The sequence below is a fragment of the Micromonospora sp. AP08 genome, from assembly GCF_008085935.1.
Lineage (GTDB): Bacteria > Actinomycetota > Actinomycetes > Mycobacteriales > Micromonosporaceae > Micromonospora > Micromonospora chersina.
Genome location: NZ_VSEZ01000006.1, coordinates 297,658 through 314,476, shown reverse-complemented (window position 1 = coordinate 314,476; position 16,819 = coordinate 297,658). Strand labels below are relative to the sequence as shown.

Annotated in this window: 16 protein-coding genes; 7 read left to right on the top strand and 9 right to left on the bottom strand. The window is 74.4% G+C overall.

Annotation, left to right across the window (positions count from 1 at the left end; translation table 11 throughout):
• Nucleotides 1–7 precede the first annotated feature (7 nt).
• The 7 genes from FXF50_RS13460 to FXF50_RS13430 all read right to left on the bottom strand — a co-directional run bounded on the left by FXF50_RS13460 (nt 8) and on the right by FXF50_RS13430 (nt 7,248).
• Nucleotides 8–625, bottom strand: a complete 618-nt coding sequence (locus FXF50_RS13460) for a DedA family protein (RefSeq protein WP_148427693.1) — start codon at nt 623–625, stop codon at nt 8–10.
• Nucleotides 626–649: 24 nt separating this feature from the next.
• Nucleotides 650–1,900, bottom strand: coding sequence for an adenylosuccinate synthetase (locus tag FXF50_RS13455; RefSeq protein ID WP_148427691.1), 1,251 nt, complete (start codon nt 1,898–1,900; stop codon nt 650–652).
• A complete protein-coding gene (locus tag FXF50_RS13450; RefSeq protein ID WP_148427689.1) occupies nt 1,897–2,853 on the bottom strand; it encodes a hypothetical protein in 957 nt (318 codons plus the stop codon). Before FXF50_RS13450 ends, FXF50_RS13455 begins: the two co-directional genes overlap by 4 nt.
• A gap of 10 nt (nt 2,854–2,863) precedes the next feature.
• Nucleotides 2,864–3,838 carry a serine/threonine protein kinase gene (locus FXF50_RS13445; RefSeq protein WP_148427688.1) on the bottom strand — a complete coding sequence of 325 codons (975 nt, stop codon included), beginning with the start codon at nt 3,836–3,838 and terminating at the stop codon, nt 2,864–2,866.
• Entirely contained in the window at nt 3,835–4,587 is a 753-nt protein-coding gene (locus tag FXF50_RS13440) for an NUDIX domain-containing protein (protein ID WP_148427686.1), read from the bottom strand. The genes FXF50_RS13445 and FXF50_RS13440 overlap by 4 nt, the downstream gene beginning before the upstream one ends.
• Before the next feature lie 85 nt (nt 4,588–4,672).
• Complete coding sequence (locus tag FXF50_RS13435; RefSeq protein ID WP_255510021.1) at nt 4,673–5,584, bottom strand: MaoC/PaaZ C-terminal domain-containing protein; 912 nt, start codon at nt 5,582–5,584, stop codon at nt 4,673–4,675.
• A gap of 305 nt (nt 5,585–5,889) precedes the next feature.
• A complete protein-coding gene (locus tag FXF50_RS13430) occupies nt 5,890–7,248 on the bottom strand; it encodes a 3-oxoacyl-ACP reductase (protein ID WP_148427682.1) in 1,359 nt (452 codons plus the stop codon).
• A gap of 54 nt (nt 7,249–7,302) precedes the next feature.
• Between FXF50_RS13430 and FXF50_RS13425 the strand changes: the two genes are divergently transcribed.
• From FXF50_RS13425 to purB, 3 genes are all read left to right on the top strand, one after another.
• Nucleotides 7,303–8,595: an acetyl-CoA C-acetyltransferase gene (locus tag FXF50_RS13425; RefSeq protein ID WP_148427680.1), complete on the top strand. Its 1,293-nt coding sequence runs from the start codon at nt 7,303–7,305 to the stop codon at nt 8,593–8,595.
• Between the two features lie 143 nt (nt 8,596–8,738).
• The gene (locus tag FXF50_RS13420) at nt 8,739–8,990 is read left to right on the top strand and encodes a hypothetical protein (RefSeq protein WP_148427678.1); all 252 of its coding nucleotides are present in this window, start codon (nt 8,739–8,741) and stop codon (nt 8,988–8,990) included.
• 54 nt (nt 8,991–9,044) lie between these two features.
• Nucleotides 9,045–10,466: an adenylosuccinate lyase gene (gene purB, locus FXF50_RS13415; protein WP_148427676.1), complete on the top strand. Its 1,422-nt coding sequence runs from the start codon at nt 9,045–9,047 to the stop codon at nt 10,464–10,466.
• A 10-nt stretch (nt 10,467–10,476) separates the two neighbouring features.
• Here the strand turns inward: purB and FXF50_RS13410 are convergent, their stop codons facing one another.
• Together FXF50_RS13410 and FXF50_RS13405 are read right to left on the bottom strand one after the other, a co-directional pair.
• The gene (locus FXF50_RS13410; RefSeq protein ID WP_187399657.1) at nt 10,477–11,055 is read right to left on the bottom strand and encodes a YbjQ family protein; all 579 of its coding nucleotides are present in this window, start codon (nt 11,053–11,055) and stop codon (nt 10,477–10,479) included.
• Nucleotides 11,056–11,068: 13 nt separating this feature from the next.
• Nucleotides 11,069–11,752, bottom strand: a complete 684-nt coding sequence (locus tag FXF50_RS13405) for a DUF1986 domain-containing protein (RefSeq protein WP_148427675.1) — start codon at nt 11,750–11,752, stop codon at nt 11,069–11,071.
• Between the two features lie 470 nt (nt 11,753–12,222).
• On the opposite strand from FXF50_RS13405, the gene purS reads away from it, so the two are divergent.
• The 4 genes from purS to FXF50_RS13385 all read left to right on the top strand — a co-directional run bounded on the left by purS (nt 12,223) and on the right by FXF50_RS13385 (nt 16,741).
• Nucleotides 12,223–12,486, top strand: a complete 264-nt coding sequence (purS, locus tag FXF50_RS13400) for a phosphoribosylformylglycinamidine synthase subunit PurS (protein WP_091315782.1) — start codon at nt 12,223–12,225, stop codon at nt 12,484–12,486.
• Complete coding sequence (purQ, locus tag FXF50_RS13395) at nt 12,483–13,166, top strand: phosphoribosylformylglycinamidine synthase subunit PurQ (RefSeq protein ID WP_091315779.1); 684 nt, start codon at nt 12,483–12,485, stop codon at nt 13,164–13,166. The genes purS and purQ overlap by 4 nt, the downstream gene beginning before the upstream one ends.
• 61 nt (nt 13,167–13,227) lie before the next feature.
• Nucleotides 13,228–15,981 (top strand): phosphoribosylformylglycinamidine synthase subunit PurL, encoded by a 2,754-nt coding sequence (gene purL, locus FXF50_RS13390; protein WP_255510014.1) that lies wholly within the window; start codon nt 13,228–13,230, stop codon nt 15,979–15,981.
• Nucleotides 15,982–15,991: 10 nt separating this feature from the next.
• Nucleotides 15,992–16,741, top strand: a complete 750-nt coding sequence (locus FXF50_RS13385) for a 2-phosphosulfolactate phosphatase (protein WP_148427811.1) — start codon at nt 15,992–15,994, stop codon at nt 16,739–16,741.
• Nucleotides 16,742–16,819 lie beyond the last annotated feature (78 nt).

Below are 16,819 nucleotides of genomic sequence, written 5' to 3'. Positions count from 1 at the left end.
GGCGTGCTCAGCGGCGTGCGGCGGCGCGGGCGCGGGCGCGGCGGCGGGCCCAGCGGGCGGCCTCGAACAGGCCGGTGACCGCCACCGAGAGGCCGACGCCGGCGAGCAGGCCCTGGATCGGGTTGTGCGCGAAGGCCAGCCCGCCGAAGTAGCCGAGCAGGCCGCAGTAGATGCCCCAGGTGGCGCAGGCCAGCGCGTCGTACATGAAAAAGGAGCGGACCGGGTAGCGGACCGCGCCCATGGTCAGGGTGACGGCGGTCCGCCCGCCGGGAACGTAGCGGGCGGTGGTCAGGATGATGCCGCCGCGCCGGTCGACCGCCCGGCGGGCCCACTCGGAACCCGCCCGGCGCCGGCTGTCGGCGGGCAGTCGGGCCACGCGGTGCGCGCCGCCGCCGCGCCCGATGGCGTACGAGACGTGGTCGCCGACGAGCGCGCCGAACGCGGCCGCCACGATCACCCCGACCACGTGCGGCTCCCCGTCGGCCGCGAAGACCCCGGCGGTGATCGCGACGGTCTCGCCCGGCACCGCGGGGAAGAACGCGTCGACCGCGGTGACCACGATGATCACCAGGTACACCCACGGCGAGGTCACCGTCTGGTGCAGCAGGTCGAGCGCGTCCCCCATGCCCCCATGCTCGGTCGTGCGGTGTCAGCGGGGAGCGGAAACGGCGGCGGCGAGGGCGGGGACCTTGTCGTCGGCGGTCGGGCCGTGCGAGGTGAGCAGCACGGGCGCGCCCAGCTCGGCCGCGACCGCCGCCGGCCAGTCGGTGGGCGCCTCGTCGAGGACCGGGCGGGCCCGGAGCAGCCGGGCGGTGAGCGCGGCCTGGCGGTCCAGGTCGCCGGCCGGGCCGGGGGTGAGCCGGTCGACGGTGTCGTAGCGGCGGCAGATGCGCAGGGCCGGGCCGGCCAGGTCGAGGTGGGTGAGGGCCAGCCCGTCCACCCCGCCCGCGGCGGCCAGGGCGTAGCGGTGGGCGACCGCGTCGAAGTGGCCGAACCGGAACCGGCCCTGCCAGGGGTTGGTCGGGTTGCGCGGGTCGGCGAAGGGCAGCGCCGGGTCCTCGGTGACCAGCGGCCCGGGACCGTGCCGGGTGGTGGTCACCCGCAGCACGCCGAGCCGCTGCGCGGTGCCGGCCAACCCGGCCTCGGCCAGCAACGCCTCGGCGTTGGCGAAGGTGGTGGTGCTCCACGTGGTGTACGGGTGGAAGCCGTGCCACTCGTCCAGCAGCACCCCCTGCGCCCCCTCGAAGACGCAGGTGCCCGCCCGCAGCACGCCCGCCAGGTGCGCCCGGTCGACGATCGCCACCCGGTCGGCGAAGGCCGCGTACGCGGGCAGGCAGTCCTCGACCGGCGGGGCGTCCAGCGGGCCGAGTTCGGCGGTGAGCCGGTCCCGCAGCGCGGTGAGCCGGCGGCGCAGCATCGCCGGGCGGGCGCAGTCCGCCACCCGGGGCGCCTCGTCGGGGTGGGCGAGGCCGTACGCGACCGCCTCGCCCACCCCCAGCCCGCAGGAGCCGTGCCGGTCGGCTCCCCGGGCGATCTCCCGCGCCCGGTTGGCGGCCCGGTGGTACGGGGTGGCCAGCAGCGCCTCCCCGTCCACGGTCAGCCGGTCGAGCGCGTCGGGCACCCCGACCGCCGTGAGGTGGTCGGCCTCGGCGGCCAGCGCCAGCGGGTCCACCACCACGTGCCGCGACAGGTGCGTGCGGACACCGGGGCGGAACGTCCCGGCGCCGAACTGCGCGAACGTGTGGTGTCGCCCGTCGCGCAGCACGACGTTGTGCGCCGCCTGCGCGCCCCCGTTGAACCGGACGACGGTGTGCACCGGCCGGCTCGCGCAGAGCCAGTCGACGACGGTGCCCTTGCCGGCGTCGCCGTAGCCGAGGTCGACCACCATCACGTGTCTCACAGCCGGGTGACCCCGCTTCCGTCGCTCGGGGTGAACGGCAGCGTGGCCACCGCGCGCCGGTCGCCGCCGAGCCGGGCGAGCGCCCGGGAGACGGTCCGGCCGGCCGTCGACCCGGCCCGGTCCAGGTCGCGCAGCCCGGTGTCCAGGTCGATGGCCTGCTCGCCGAGGCCGACGGTGAGCGCGATGGTCTCGCAGACCGCGTCCAGGTCGTCCAGTTCGACGGCGTGCTGGCCGAGCAGACCGCGCCAGAAGTCGAGCACCTTGCGGCTGCCCGCGTAGGCGCTGCCGGCCGGGAGCAGGTAGTAGGTGTCCCAGCGCCGGGTCACCTCATCGACGACCTGCCGCAGCGGCACGTCCTCGCGCAGGTCGTCGCCGATCAGCCGGGCCACCTGCCGCCGGTCCACCCGGGGGTACGCCAGCTCGTCGCCGATGATGAACAGGTAGCCGCGCCGCCCCCGCTTCTCCCAGCTGTCGGTGACCGTGTGCCGGGCCATGAAGTACAGGGCCAGCTCGTACGACTCGGACATCTGACCGCCACCGCCGCCCTCCAGCACGATCCGGCCGAGGTCGTCGTCCATCCGGTTGTCGGACTCGAACTGGCCCACCTGCAACGGCACCCGGTCGCAGGTGGCGTCACCGATCGCGCCGAACATGATCTGCGGGTCGGGGGCGTACCCCTGGCGGAGCAGCAGGCCGAGCAGCTGCGGCAGCTTGCTCTGGAGCACCCGGGGCACGTGGCCCATGGAGCCGGTCACGTCGAAGAGCACCGCGATGGGCGTCGACCGCGGGTGCTCGGCCGAGTCGCGGCTCTCCCGGACGGCGCCGCGAGGGTCGAGCGCGGGGTGCACGGTCCGCGCCCCGCTGTCGCTGTACGAGAACGCGCTCGCGCCGGTGGCCCGCCGGTAGCGGTCGGCGGCGTCGTACACGTCGGTGGACCAGATTCCGCTGCCCATGGCAGCCTCCCTAGGGATTGAGGGTGAAGGGGCGGAAGGTGCGGGGGCCGAAGAGGCGGTCCAGCACCTCGTCGAGTTCGCCGAGCAGCCGCCAGGCGTCGTCGGGGCGGGCGGCCAGCTTCGGGCGCGTGCAGCCGGCCGCGAAGGCGCGCAGCTCGCGCGGCGCCCGGTCGGCCATGAGCCAGGTCATGCAGCGCGCGGCCATGGCCAGATCGGTGCCCGGGCCGGCGGGCCGCCGCGCGGTTACCTCGGCCGGGTACCACTCCTCGTGGCCGGGGACCAGCGCCGGGACGGCGCCCTCGCCCACCACCGCGAAGCACCAGTCGACCAGGACCACGCCGTGCGCGTCCGGCTCGATGAGCACGTGCCGGGGGAGCACCGCGCCGTGCACCACCCCGGCCCGGTGGGCCAGGCCGAGGGCGACCAGCAGCCGCCGCCACATCCAGGCCGCGTCGCGCGGGTCCAGCCCGTCCGGGTACGCCCGGCGTACCTCGTCGAGGCTGTGCAGCCCCGGTGCGGCGGCCACCACGTTGACCAGCCGTTCCGCGCCGGTCGCCGGGTCGCGGGCGGGCAGGTGGTCGACGAGCCGGGGCACGTAGGGCAGGTGGCGCGGGTCGCCCCGCTCGGCGATCCGCCGCAGGGCGCGGGCCTCGCGGGCCATGAGGTCGTTGTCGGCCGGGTCGCGGGGCAGCTTGAGCAGCCGGTCCCGCCCGACGGCATAGAGGTCGGCCAGGTCCCCGGCGTACGCGATCCGGCGCAACACGTAGTCGCCGAGTTCGGCGCCGCGGCCGCCACGCCAGCGGGCGGTCACGGCCATGAGCGCGTCGGTGGCGGCGGCGCGTACCCCCGGGTCCACCGCGCCGAGCCGGTCCGGGTGCAGCGCCGTGACCAGCTCCCGGTAGCGGCGGGCGGGCGCGTCCGTGCCGAACAGGTCGGCGTCGCCGCGCGCCGTGGCGACCAGCCGGATCGCGTCCTCGGTCCTCACCGCACCGTCTCCTCCCGGGCGGGGCGCAGCAGCGCCGGGTGGAGCAGCCGGGCGTCGCCGGCCCGGTAGAGCTTGGCCCGGGGACCGCCGCGCGCGCCGCCACGTTCGGTGCTGGCGCCGGTGCTCTCCACGAAGCCGGGCACCGAGAGCACCTTGCGGTGGAAGTTGCCGGCGTGCAGCGGGTGCCCCCACACCGTCTCGTAGACGGCCCGCAGCTCGGTGATGGTGAACTCGGGCTCCAGGAAGCGGGTGGCCAGCGGCGTGTATTCCAGTTTGGACCGGGCCCGCTCCAGCCCGTCGTCGATGATCCGGCCGTGGTCGAAGGCGAGCTGCCGGCTGGTCAGCGCGGTGACCGGCAGCCAGATCGCGTCGTCGGCGTCGGTGTCGGCCACCGGGTCGGGCAGGTCGGGGGCGAAGGCCAGGTGGGCGACCGAGACGACGCGCATCCGCGGGTCGCGGTCGGGCCCGCCGTAGGTGGCGAGCTGCTCCAGGTGGACCCGGCGCAGCCGCTCGCCGCCGAGGCCGGTCTCCTCGGCCAGCTCGCGCCGGGCGCCGGCGGCCAGGTCCTCGTCGGGACGGACGAACCCGCCCGGCAGCGCCCAGTGCCCCGCGTAGGGCAGGGCGGCCCGGCGGATCAGCAGCAGGTGCAGCGCGCCGTCGCGGATGGTCAGCGCGACCACGTCGACGGTGACCGCGACCGCCGGGTAGTCCCGGGGGTCGTACGCGGCGAGGAAGTCCTGCTCGTTCACGTCGTCTCGTCTCTCTCACCTTGAGAACAACTCAATCCGAGAACAACTTAGCGCATGAAAGAGGGGACCTCAAGCCCCTCTTTCCTCAGCGGACGGTGCCCACCAGGTGCGGCCGACCCTGCCGCGCGTCGTGCAGCGCGAAGTCCCAGCTCCCGCCGGTGCCGGAGGCGCTGAAGGCCACGGTGGACGGCAGCGGCACCGGCAGCTTGAACGCCACCTCCACCGTGTACGCCTCCGGCAGCCGGCTCTCCAGCGCCGCCAGGCAGCGGGCCTTGCTCCACATGCCATGGGCGATCGGGCGCGGGAAGCCGAACAGCCGCGCGCCCAGCTTCGAGGTGTGGATCGGGTTGTGGTCGCCGGACACGCGGGCGTAGTCCGTCCCCACCCGCGGGGTCACCCGCCAGCGCGCCGAGGCGGCCGGCGGGGTCGGGCGGTCACCTCGGTCGGCCCGCGGGCCGCCGCCCGCCCTGCGCTCCTTCCCGAGGTACGTCGAGACGCCCCGCCAGACCTCCTCGCCGGCCACCGAGCCGACCAGCACCACGTCGAGCTGCCGGCCCCGCTCGTGCGGGCGCAGGTTCTCGGCGTACGTGTGGAAGTCCACCGTCTCGCCCACCTCGACCGGCCGGTGCACGGTGATCCGGTTCGCCACGTGCACCACGCCGGTCAGCGGGATGGGAAACTCCGGCGCGGTCATCAGCCGCAGCGAGAGCGGAAAACCCAGCACGTGCAGGTACGTCGCCGGCAGCCGGTCGGCCAGCCGGAACCCGCAGACCCGGTCGTAGTCCGCCAGGTGCGCCGGGTCGACCGGCACCCCGGTGACACCCAGTTCCACGGCCGGCACGTCCGGCCGCCGCCGGCCGCCCATGCCGGGCAGCGCCCCCAGCAGGGCCCGCCGGTAGAGCGCCCCCGGCGCGGGCAGCCTGGGCAGGTCGATGCGCAGGCGCCCTTCCGGCCCGGTGCGCTCCGGGGCGGCCAGTGTGGCCGCCCCGCCCGCCATGACGGCCGCGGCGGCGCCGGACAGGTCCCGGGTGCGGTCGTCGGCGAGCGCGGACAGGTCCTGCGTGCGGTCCTCGGCCAGGGCTGACAGGTCCCGGGTGCGGTCCGCGGCCAGTGCGGACAGGTCCTGCGTGCGGTCCTCGGCCAGCGCGGACAGGTCCCGGGTCGCATCGCCCGGCGGCTCCGGGGCGCCGCGCGCCGCGAGTGCCGCCCGGGCCGAGGTGAGGTCCTGGGTCGGCCCCTCGATCAGCTCGTGCACCGACAGCTCCTCGGCCGGCTCCTCCGGCCGCTGCTTCCGTCGCGCCATCACGCCCCCAGCAGGCTCTGGCCGCAGACGCGGACCACGTTGCCGCTGACCGCGCCGCTCGCCGGCCAGGACAGCCAGCCGATCGTCTCGGCCACGTCCACCGGCAGGCCGCCCTGCGCCATGCTGTTCATCCGCCGGCCCGCCTCGCGGATCATCAGCGGGATCCGGGCGGTCAGCCGGGTCTCGATGAAGCCGGGCGCGACGGCGTTGAGGCTGATGCCCCGCTCCCGCAGCACCGGCGAGAGGGAGTCGACCAGGCCGATCACCCCCGCCTTGCTGGTCGCGTAGTTGGTCTGGCCCCGGTTGCCGGCGATGCCGGCGATCGAGGAGACCGAGACGATCCGGCCGCCGGCCGGGATCAGGTCGCGCTCCAGCAGCACGTCGTTGATCCGCTCCTGGCTGGAGAGGTTCACGTCGATCACCGAGTCCCAGCGGTCGGCGTCCATCCGGCCCAGCGTCTTGTCCCGGGTGATGCCGGCGTTGTGCACCACCACGTCGACCCGCCCGTGCCGGCTCGCCAGATGCTGGGCCAGGCGGGTCGGGGCGTCCGGCGCGGTCAGGTCGAGCTGCACGGCGCTGCCGCCCACCTCGTTGGCGACCGCGGCCAGCTCGTCCCCGGCGGCCGGGATGTCCAGCGCGACGACCGTGGCGCCGTCCCGGGCGAGCACCCGGGCCAGCGCCGCGCCGATGCCCCGGGCCGCCCCGGTGACCAGGACGACCTGACCGTCCAGCGGCCGGTCCCAGTCGGCCGGCGCGGTGGCGGTCCCCGCGCCGACCCGGATCACCTGACCCGAGACGTACGCGGACCGGCCGCTGAGCAGGAAGCGCAGGGTGGACTCCAGGCTGACCTGGGTGCCGGCGTCGCCGTCCTTTGTGACGTACCCGAGCTGGGCGGTCACGCCCCGGCCGAACTCCTTGCCGATGCTGCGGGTCAGCCCCTCCAGCGCGCGCTGGGCGGTCGCCTCGCGGGGTGAGCCGCACTCGGCCGGCGGGGTGCCCAGCACGATCACCCGGCCGCTGGGCAGCAGCGCCCGGGCCTGCGGGTGGAAGAAGTCGTAGAGCTGGCGCAGCTCCGTGGAGTCGGTGATGCCGCTGGCGTCGTACACCAGGGCCGCGAAGCGGGCGGCGGCGTCGGTGGCGGCGGCCGGATCGACCAGCTCGACCCCGGCGGCGGTCAGGACCTTGCCCACCGGCTCGGCGAGCCGGCCACCGGTCGACGACCCGAGCAGGACCGGCCCGGGAACCAGCGGGTCGCCCGGCGTGTGCCGGCGCAGGCGGGGCGGATCGGGCAGCCCGAGGCGCTTGACCAGCGTGCGGCCGGCCCCCGTTTGGACGAAGCTCGCGTACCTGTCGGTCATAGGCGTAGCCTACTGGCGAGTAGGGTTCGGGCAACAGCTTCGAGGAGGCCGATCGTGCAGAGTGTCCGGCGGGTCGCGGTGATCGGCGGCAACCGCATCCCCTTCGCCCGGTCCAACTCGCGCTACGCGCACGCGTCCAACGCGGACATGCTCGGCGCGGCGCTGGACGGGCTCGTCGCCCGGTTCGGGCTGGCCGGGCAGCGGGTCGGCGAGGTGGTGGCCGGCGCCGTGCTGAAGCACTCCCGGGACTTCAACCTCACCCGCGAGGTGGTCCTCGGCTCCCGCCTCGACCCGCACACCCCGGCGTACGACATCCAGCAGGCCTGCGGCACCGGGCTGGAGGCCGCCATCCTGGTCGCCAACAAGATCGCGCTCGGGCAGATCGACGTCGGCATCGCGGGCGGCGTCGACACCACCTCCGACGCGCCGCTGGCCGTCAACGAGGACCTGCGCCGCACCCTGATCCAGCTCAACTCCGCCCGCACGCTCGGCGAGCGGCTGAAGATCGCCGCGAAGCTCCGCCCGCTCCAGCCGTTCAAGCCGGAGATCCCGCGCAACGCCGAACCGCGGACCGGGCTGTCGATGGGCGACCACGCCGCGAAGACCGCGCTGCGCTGGAACGTCGACCGGCAGGCCCAGGACCAGTTGGCGCTCCGCTCGCACCAGCGGCTCGCCGCCGCGTACGAGAAGGGGTTCTTCGACGACCTCATGACCCCCTACCTGGGGCTCACCCGCGACCAGAACCTCCGCCCGGACACCAGCCTGGAGAAGCTCGGCTCGCTCAAGCCGGTCTTCGGCACCAAGGGGCCGGACGCCGAGCAGGCCACCATGACAGCCGGCAACTCCTCCCCGCTCACCGACGGCGCGTCGACCGTGCTGCTGGCCTCCGAGGAGTGGGCGCGCGAGCACCACCTCCCGGTGCTGGCCTGGTTCTCCTGGTCGGAGACGGCGGCGGTCGACTTCGTGCACGGCGACGAAGGGCTGCTCATGGCCCCCGCGTACGCGGTGCCCCGGATGCTGGCCCGGGCCGGGCTGACCCTTCAGGACTTCGACTACTACGAGATCCACGAGGCGTTCGCCTCGCAGGTGCTGGCCACCCTGGCCGCCTGGGAGTCGCCGGAGTTCTGCAAGGAGCGCCTCGGCCTGGACGCGCCGCTCGGGTCGATCGACCGGGACAAGCTCAACGTCAACGGCTCCTCGCTGGCCGCCGGGCACCCGTTCGCGGCCACCGGCGGCCGGATCGTGGCGACCCTGGCCAAGCTGCTCGACCAGAAGGGGAGCGGGCGTGGCCTGATCTCCATCTGCGCGGCCGGCGGGCAGGGCGTGACGGCGATCCTGGAGCGCTGACCCCGACATTGACCGACGCCCGCCCGGGTCGCACCCGGGCGGGCGTCGGTCGTCCTGCGACGAACGTCGCGTGGTTTGCCTGGCCCGGCAGGGGTACGCAGGGTCGCGGTCAGCCCGGCGGTTCGACGGACAGGAGGTCCGGCGTGGATCGGCACCAGGTACGCGGGGCCCTGCTGGCGGCGGGACTGTCGCCGGACGCCTTCGAGCTGGAAGGCTTGCACGAGCACGTGCCGGTCCCGCCCGACTTCTGGTTCCTCCGCCACGCCACCGGCGGTGGCTGGGAGATCGGCCTCTACGAGCGCGGGGTGCACGACGTCCGCCAACACTTCGACACCGAGGAGGACGCCTGCGCCGGGCTCTACCACGCCCTCACCGGCCGCCCCGCTCCCACCTGATCCGGCCCCTGGGCCGACCGGAGCGCTGGTCGGCGCGTACGGGAGAATGGGCCCGTGACGATCCCGAACGTGCTCGCCAACCGCTACGCCTCGCCCGAGCTGGTCGCCCTCTGGTCGCCGGAGGAGAAGGTACGCATGGAGCGGCGGCTCTGGCTCGCCGTGCTGAAGGCCCAGCGGGACCTCGGCGTGCCGGTGCCGGACGGGGTGGTCGAGGCGTACGAGCGGGTGGTCGACGACGTGGACCTGGCCTCGATCGCCGAGCGCGAGCGGGTCACCCGGCACGACGTGAAGGCCCGGATCGAGGAGTTCAGCGCGCTCGCCGGGCACGAGCACGTGCACAAGGGGATGACCTCCCGGGACCTCACCGAGAACGTCGAGCAGCTCCAGGTCCGGGCCTCGCTGGAGCTGATCCGGGACCGGGTGGTCGCCACCCTGGCCCGGCTGGCCTGGCACGCCCACGAATACTCCGGCCTCGTGATGACCGGCCGGTCGCACAACGTCGCCGCGCAGGCCACGACGCTGGGCAAGCGCTTCGCCTCGGCGGCCGAGGAACTGCTGATCGCGTACGAGCGGCTGGAGGACCTGATCGAGCGCTACCCGCTGCGCGGCGTCAAGGGGCCGGTGGGCACCGCCGCCGACCAGCTCGACCTCTTCGACGGCGACGCCGACAAGGTGGCCGAGCTGGAGCGCCGGGTCGCCGGGCACCTGGGCTTCGCCCGGGTGCTGGACAGCGTCGGCCAGGTCTACCCGCGGTCGCTGGACTTCGACGTGCTCTCCGCGCTGGCCCAGGTCGCCGCCGCGCCGTCGTCGCTGGCCACCACGATCCGGCTGATGGTGGGGCAGGAGCTGGTCACCGAGGGCTTCAAGCCGGGCCAGGTGGGCTCCAGCGCGATGCCGCACAAGATGAACACCCGCTCGTCGGAGCGGGTGAACGGCTTCGCGGTGATCATCCGGGGCTACCTGTCGATGGTGGGCGAGCTGGCCGGCGACCAGTGGAACGAGGGGGACGTCTCCTGCTCGGTGGTCCGCCGGGTGGCCCTGCCGGACGCCTTCTTCGCCGCCGACGGGCTGTTCCAGACGTTCCTCACCGTGCTCGACGAGTTCGGCCCGTACCCGGCGGTGATCAACCGGGAGCTGGAGCGCTTCCTTCCCTTCCTGGCCACCACCAAGATCCTGGTCGCGGCGGTCCGCCGGGGCGTCGGCCGGGAGGTCGCCCACGAGGTGATCAAGGAGCACGCGGTCGCCGTGGCGCTGGCCATGCGGGAGAAGGGCGCCGCCGAGAACGACCTCTTCGACCGCCTCGCCGCGGACGGCCGGCTCGGCCTGACCCGGGCGGAGATCGACGCCCTGGTCGCCGACCGCAACGCCTTCGTGGGCGCCGCCGGTGCCCAGGTCGACCGGGTGACGGCCCGCATCGCCAGGATCGTCGAAGCCCACCCCGAGGCCGCCGCCTACTCCCCGCCCCCGATCCTCTGACCCGGGTGGGTCAGGAGTCGCGGGTGGGGGTCTCGGCGGCGGTTCGGAGGTTCGGGGCGCTGGCCGGTTCGGCGATGCCGCCGGGCGCGGAGGCGATCTCCGGGTCGTGGGCGGTCTCGGCCGCGATCATCGGCTGGTCCGGCGGCATGATGTCGGGCGTCTTGGGTACGACGATCACCGCCGTCCCGTACGCGCAGATCTCCATCCACATCTCGCCGCAGTCCCGGCTGTCGAAGCGCATGCCGATCACGGCGTTCGCGCCGAGCCGCATGGCCTCCTCGCCGAGCCGGGCCACGGAGTCGGTGCGCCAGCGGGTGAGGTTGTCCGGCGCCATCGGGTCGTAGGCGCCACCGCGCAGGTTCTTCACCCCCTCGCGGTAGGGGTTGCGCGTCCTCGCCATCGAGGAGACCACTTCGCCGAGGATCTGGCGGATCTCGTAGCCGGGCAGTTGATCCGTCGTCACGACCAGCACGCTTCCGATGCTGTCAGCCGTGGAGCGGCCCGTTCGTGAGCCGTGTTCACCTGATCGGATGCTGCAAAACGGCGCGGCGCGGACGGGCGGGGTGCCACCGGCCCATCCGCGCCGCACCGGGCGCTAACCGTCAGACACCGGCCACCGAGGTGATCCAGGACCGGTTGTACGCGACACTGCCGTAGTTCTGGATGCTGGAGCCGTCGGCCGTGGAGGCCACGCCGACCTGGCGGCCGTTGTAGAACTGCGGGCCGCCCGAGTCGCCCCGCCAGGCGTTGCCGTTGATCCGGGTGCTGCGGATCGCCTGGCCGCCGTACGCGTCGGTGGCGTTGGTGCTGGTCACCTGCACGCTGGCGGTCTTGAGCTGGGGAGACGCGCCGCAGCCGCTGTAGCAGGTCATGCCCCAGCCGTAGATCGAGTTGGTCGAGCCGACCGGCGGGTTGCTGCTGGCCAGCGTCACGGTGGAGGTGCTGACCGCGCTGGACAGGCGGAGCAGGGCCAGGTCGTAGCGGGTGTAGGAGGCGCTCACGGTGCGGGTGACCCCGCCGGAGGCGTAGTAGACGCTGCCGACCCGGACCGACATCGAGCCGCTGACGCAGTGCCGGGCGGTGAGCACCCACTGGGAGGCGATGACGCTGCCGGAGCAGGTGAACGAGCCGTTGCTGAACACGGCGGCGGCCCACGGGGCGGACGAGACGGTGCTGCCACCGATGATCGGCTGCGGGCCGGCCGGTGCGGCGGCGGCGCCGGAGGCGGTGGCGAGCACGCCGGCGAGGGCGGTCGTCACCACGGCGAGCAGGGGACGGAGGCGCATGTTCGGGACTCCTTCTGCGGAGGGGGCGCCCGGGGTCGCCGGGCAGGGGTGACCTGACCGGGGCGGGGTGAACCCGGTGGGCCGGTCGATGAATTCATCGACGTCTGGCGATGAATGCTAAGGGCCGGCCGATGTTCGTCACAAGACTCCGATCGAAATCCGTGGATCTGGTGGCCGGCGGTGCGGGGGTCGGTCCGCCGTCTGTCGGAAACCGGTCCCGCCGCCGGGGCCGTACGGCGAAATGCCTGGTGAGGGGCCTGTCGCCGCGAGCGGGCGGCCCCGCCGGGCAACAAATTCGTATCGACGCCGCAACGAACTCGCATCGGCCTTCCGTCACGGCGGCCGGTCACGCCGATCACTGCCTGACCCGGCCCCGGGCGGTGCGGGCGGGGCCGTATCTGCCAGGTAGGCTGGCTGCGCTCGCCCGTTGTGGGCCGGCACCCAACTGCGTACACAGTCAGGAGTGCCCCGTGCCTCGCGTCGTCGTCGACGTCATGCTCAAGCCCGAGATCCTCGATCCTCAGGGCCAGGCCGTCGCAAACGCGCTGCCCCGGCTCGGCGTCAGCGACGTCGCCTCGGTCCGGATCGGCAGGCGGATCGAGATCGAGTTCACCGGTGAACCGGACCTGGACCGGGCCCGGGAGATCGCCGACAAGCTGCTCGCCAACCCGGTCATCGAGGACTTCACCGTCCACCTGGTCGAGGCCGACGAGACCGCGGACGCGCGCTCGTGACCGCCCGGGTCGGTGTGGTGACGTTCCCCGGCTCGCTCGACGACGGCGACGCGGCCCGGGCCGTCCGGATCGCCGGCGCCGAACCGGTCCGGCTCTGGCACGGCGACCCGGACCTGCACGGTGTCGACGCCGTCGTCCTGCCCGGTGGCTTCTCCTACGGCGACTACCTGCGCTGCGGCGCGATCGCCCGGTTCGCCCCGGTGATGGGGACGATCGTCGACGCCGCCCGCGGCGGCCTGCCGGTCCTCGGCATCTGCAACGGCTTCCAGATCCTCTGCGAGGCCCACCTGCTGCCCGGCGCGCTCACCCGCAACCAGCACCTGCACTTCCGCAACCGCGACCAGGTCCTCCGGATCGAGGCCGTCGGCACCGCCTGGACCAACGCGTTCCAGCCCGGCCAGGAGGTGCTCATCCCGGTCAAGAACGGCGAGGGCTGCTACGTCGCCGACCCGGCGACGCTGGACCGGCTGGAGGCCGAGGGCCGCGTCGTCGCCCGCTACGTCGGCGGCAACCCCAACGGATCGCAGCGCGACATCGCCGCGATCACCAACGAGGCCGGCAACGTGGTCGGCATCATGCCGCACCCCGAGCACGCGGTGGAGGCGCTCACGGGCCCCTCCCTGGACGGCCTCGGCTTCTTCACCTCGGTGCTGAAGCACCTGGTGGGGGCCCCGGCGTGACCGGCGGGATCATCGGTCGGTCCACCCGCCGCCACGGCGGCGAGCGCAGCGAGGAGAGGTCATGACCACCCATCCGGACCCGGCCCTGCGGGAGACGCCGGGCGTGGTGCCGCAGGCCGGCCCGTCCGAGGACTGGGCCCTCGGCGTGGACACCGTGCCCCGGGCCGCCGGCACCCCCGAGGAGCTCCAGCCGTACGCCGAGCTGGGCCTCCGCGACGACGAGTACGACCGGATCCGGCACATCCTCGGCCGCCGACCCACCCAGTCCGAGTTGGCCATGTACTCGATCATGTGGAGCGAGCACTGCTCCTACAAGTCGAGCAAGGTGCACCTGCGCCAGTTCACCGAGAAGGCCCCGCCGAGCGACCGGATGCTCGCCGGCATGGGGGAGAACGCGGGTGTGGTCCGGGTCTCCGACGAGCTGGCGGTGACCTTCAAGGTCGAGTCGCACAACCACCCGAGCTTCGTCGAGCCGTACCAGGGCGCGGCGACCGGTGTCGGCGGCATCGTCCGGGACATCCTCGCCATGGGCGCCCGCCCGGTCGCCGTCATGGACCCGCTGCGCTTCGGCGCGGCCGACCACCCGGACACCGCCCGGGTGCTGCCCGGCGTGGTGGCCGGCGTCGGCGGCTACGGCAACTGCCTCGGCCTGCCCAACATCGGCGGCGAGGTGGTCTTCGACCCCTGCTACCAGGGCAACCCGCTGGTCAACGCGCTCTGCCTCGGCGTGCTGCCGGTCGACCGGCTGCAGAAGAAGGACGCCACCGGCCCCGGCAATGTCGTGGTGCTGATGGGCGCCAAGACCGGCCGGGACGGCATCGGCGGCGTGTCGGTGCTGGCCAGCGCCACCTTCGACGAGGGCAGCGAGCAGCGCCGCCCGTCCGTGCAGGTGGGCGACCCGTTCATGGAGAAGCTGCTCATCGAGGCGTGCCTGGAGCTGTACGACGCCGAGCTGGTCGTCGGCATCCAGGACCTCGGCGGCGCCGGCCTCACCTGCGCGCTCACCGAGACCGCCGCCTCCGCCGGCACCGGCATGCGGGTCTGGCTGGAGCGGGTGCCGCTGCGCGAGCCCTCGATGGAGCCGCACGAGATCCTGGCCAGCGAGTCCCAGGAGCGGATGCTGCTGGTCGTCTCCCCCGACAAGCTGGACGCGGTGCTCAAGACCGCCGAGAAGTGGGGCGTCTGGGCCACCGCCATCGGCGAGGTCACCGCACCGTCGCCGGACGGCCAGCCGGGCCGGCTGGTCATCACCTGGCGCGACCAGCTCGTGGTGGACGTGCCGCCGGGCTCGCTGGTCGACGACGGGCCGGTCTACGCCCGCCCGATGCGCGAGCCGGCCGACCTGATCCTGCTCCAGGCCGACCGTGCCGAGACTCTGCCCCGGCCGAGCAACCCGGACGCGCTCCGGGAGACCGTGCTCCGCATGATCGCGTCGCCGAACCTGGCCGACAAGACCTGGGTCACCGAGCAGTACGACCGGTACGTGCTGGGCAACACCGTGCTCGCCCAGCCGGAGGACTCCGGCGTGATCCGGATCGACGAGCGGACCGGCCTCGGTGTGGCCCTCTCCGTCGACGGCAACGGCCGGTACGCCCGCCTCGACCCGTACCACGGGGCGAAGCTCGCGCTGGCCGAGGCGTACCGGAACGTGGCGGTGACCGGCGCGAAGCCGATCGCCGTGACCGACTGCCTCAACTTCGGCTCGCCGGAGGACCCGGGCGTGATGTGGCAGTTCGCCGAGGCCGTGCGCGGCCTGGCGGACGGCTGCCTGGAGCTGGGCATCCCGGTGACCGGCGGCAACGTCAGCTTCTACAACCAGACCGGCGCGGCGGCCATCCACCCGACCCCGGTGGTCGGCGTGCTGGGCGTGCTGGACAACGTGGCGGACCGGGTGCCGATGGGCTTCGTGCCGCGGCCGGCCGGCGACCACGACCAGCTCTTCCTGCTCGGCGAGACGCACGTCGAGCTCTCCGGCTCGGAGTGGGCCTGGGTGACCCATGAGCACCTGGGCGGCATCCCGCCGCAGGTCGACCTGGCCCGCGAGCGACAGCTCGCCGAGCTGCTCGCCGAGGCGGCACGGGTCGGGCACCTCAGCTCCGCGCACGACCTCTCCGACGGTGGTCTCGCCCAGAGCCTGGTCGAGTCCAGCCTGCGACGCGGGGTCGGCGCCCGGATCGTGCTGCCGGAGCACTTCGCCGACGGCTCGATGCCGTTCGTCTTCCTGTTCAGCGAGTCCGCCGGCCGCGTGCTGGTGTCGGTGCCGCGCGGCCACGAGAAGGCGTTCACCGCCCTCTGCGCCGAGCGCGGGGTGCCGTGGGAGCTCATCGGGGTCACCGACCCGGCCGGCGGCGCCCTGGAGGTGCACGGCCAGTTCCGGATCGGCCTCGACGAGCTGCGCGAGGCGCACACCGCCACCCTGCCGCGCCTCTTCGGCGGCGCGGGGGCGGCGCAGGTGGAGGTGGAGGCCACCCGCACCGGGACCACCACCGTCCTGCCGGCCACCGCCGAGCAGCCGGTCGGTGTCGACCCGGCCGAGGTCAACGCCGAGCCGATCGCGCGGGCCGGCTCCGCTCCCGCCGAGACCGAGGTCGAGGCCGAGGCCGCTCCCGTGGCGGTGGCGGACGCTCCGACGGCCGAGGGCACCACGACGGACGAGACTCCGACAGACGAGACTGCGGCCGACGAGGCTCCGGCGGAGGTCGCCGACGCCACGACCGACGGCGCCGACGACGCTCCCGAGGCGGCGTCCGGCCCGGAGGGCTCCGCTACGGCTAACGGTGACGACGACCAGCGCCCCGCGCCGGATCAGCGCTGAGGCCCTGGCCTTGGCCGTCTTCGCCCAACCCGGCGCCGGCGCCCGGTTCGACTGGGGGCTGAGCGGGGCGGCAGAGCTCGGCCGGGTCTGCGCCGCCCTGGTGGTGGTGGACGTGCTCTCGTTCACCACCGCCGTGGAGGTGGCGGTCAGCCGCGGCATGCGGGTGCACCCGTTCCCGTGGGGCGAGCAGGCCGCGGACTACGCCCGCCGGGTCGGCGCCGTCGCCGCGGTCGGCCGCCGGAAGACGACCCCGGAACACCCGTGGTCGCTCTCCCCGGCGGCGCTGCGGACCGCGCCGGTCGTCGCCGACCTGGTGCTGCCGTCGCCGAACGGCTCGGCCATCAGCGCCGCCGCGAGCGCCACGGGCGTGCCGGTGGTCGCGGCCTGCCTGCGCAACGCGCCCGCCGTCGGGCGCTGGCTCCGCGCCCAGGGGTACGGCTCGACCGACGCCCCGGTCGGTGTGGTGGCCGCCGGTGAACGCTGGCCGGACGGGTCGCTGCGCCCCGGCGTGGAGGATCAGCTCGGTGCGGCCAGCGTGCTGGACACCCTGTCCGGGGTTCCCGGCGGACTCTCCGTGGAGGCGGCCATGGCCCTGGCCGCGCTGGCCAGCACGCCCGACGTGCCGGCGGCGGTCCGTGGCTGCGTCTCCGGCCGCGAACTCATCGAGGGTGGCTTCGCCCGGGACGTGGACGTCGCCGTCGAGGTCGGCGTCTCCGACGTGGTGCCGGTGCTGCGCCAGGGCTACTTCGCCCCCGCCTGACGCCGGCCCCCTCGCACTCCACCAACCCGCGACGCGAAGTGGCCGCCCGGCTCAGCCGGACGGCCACTCTCGTCGTGC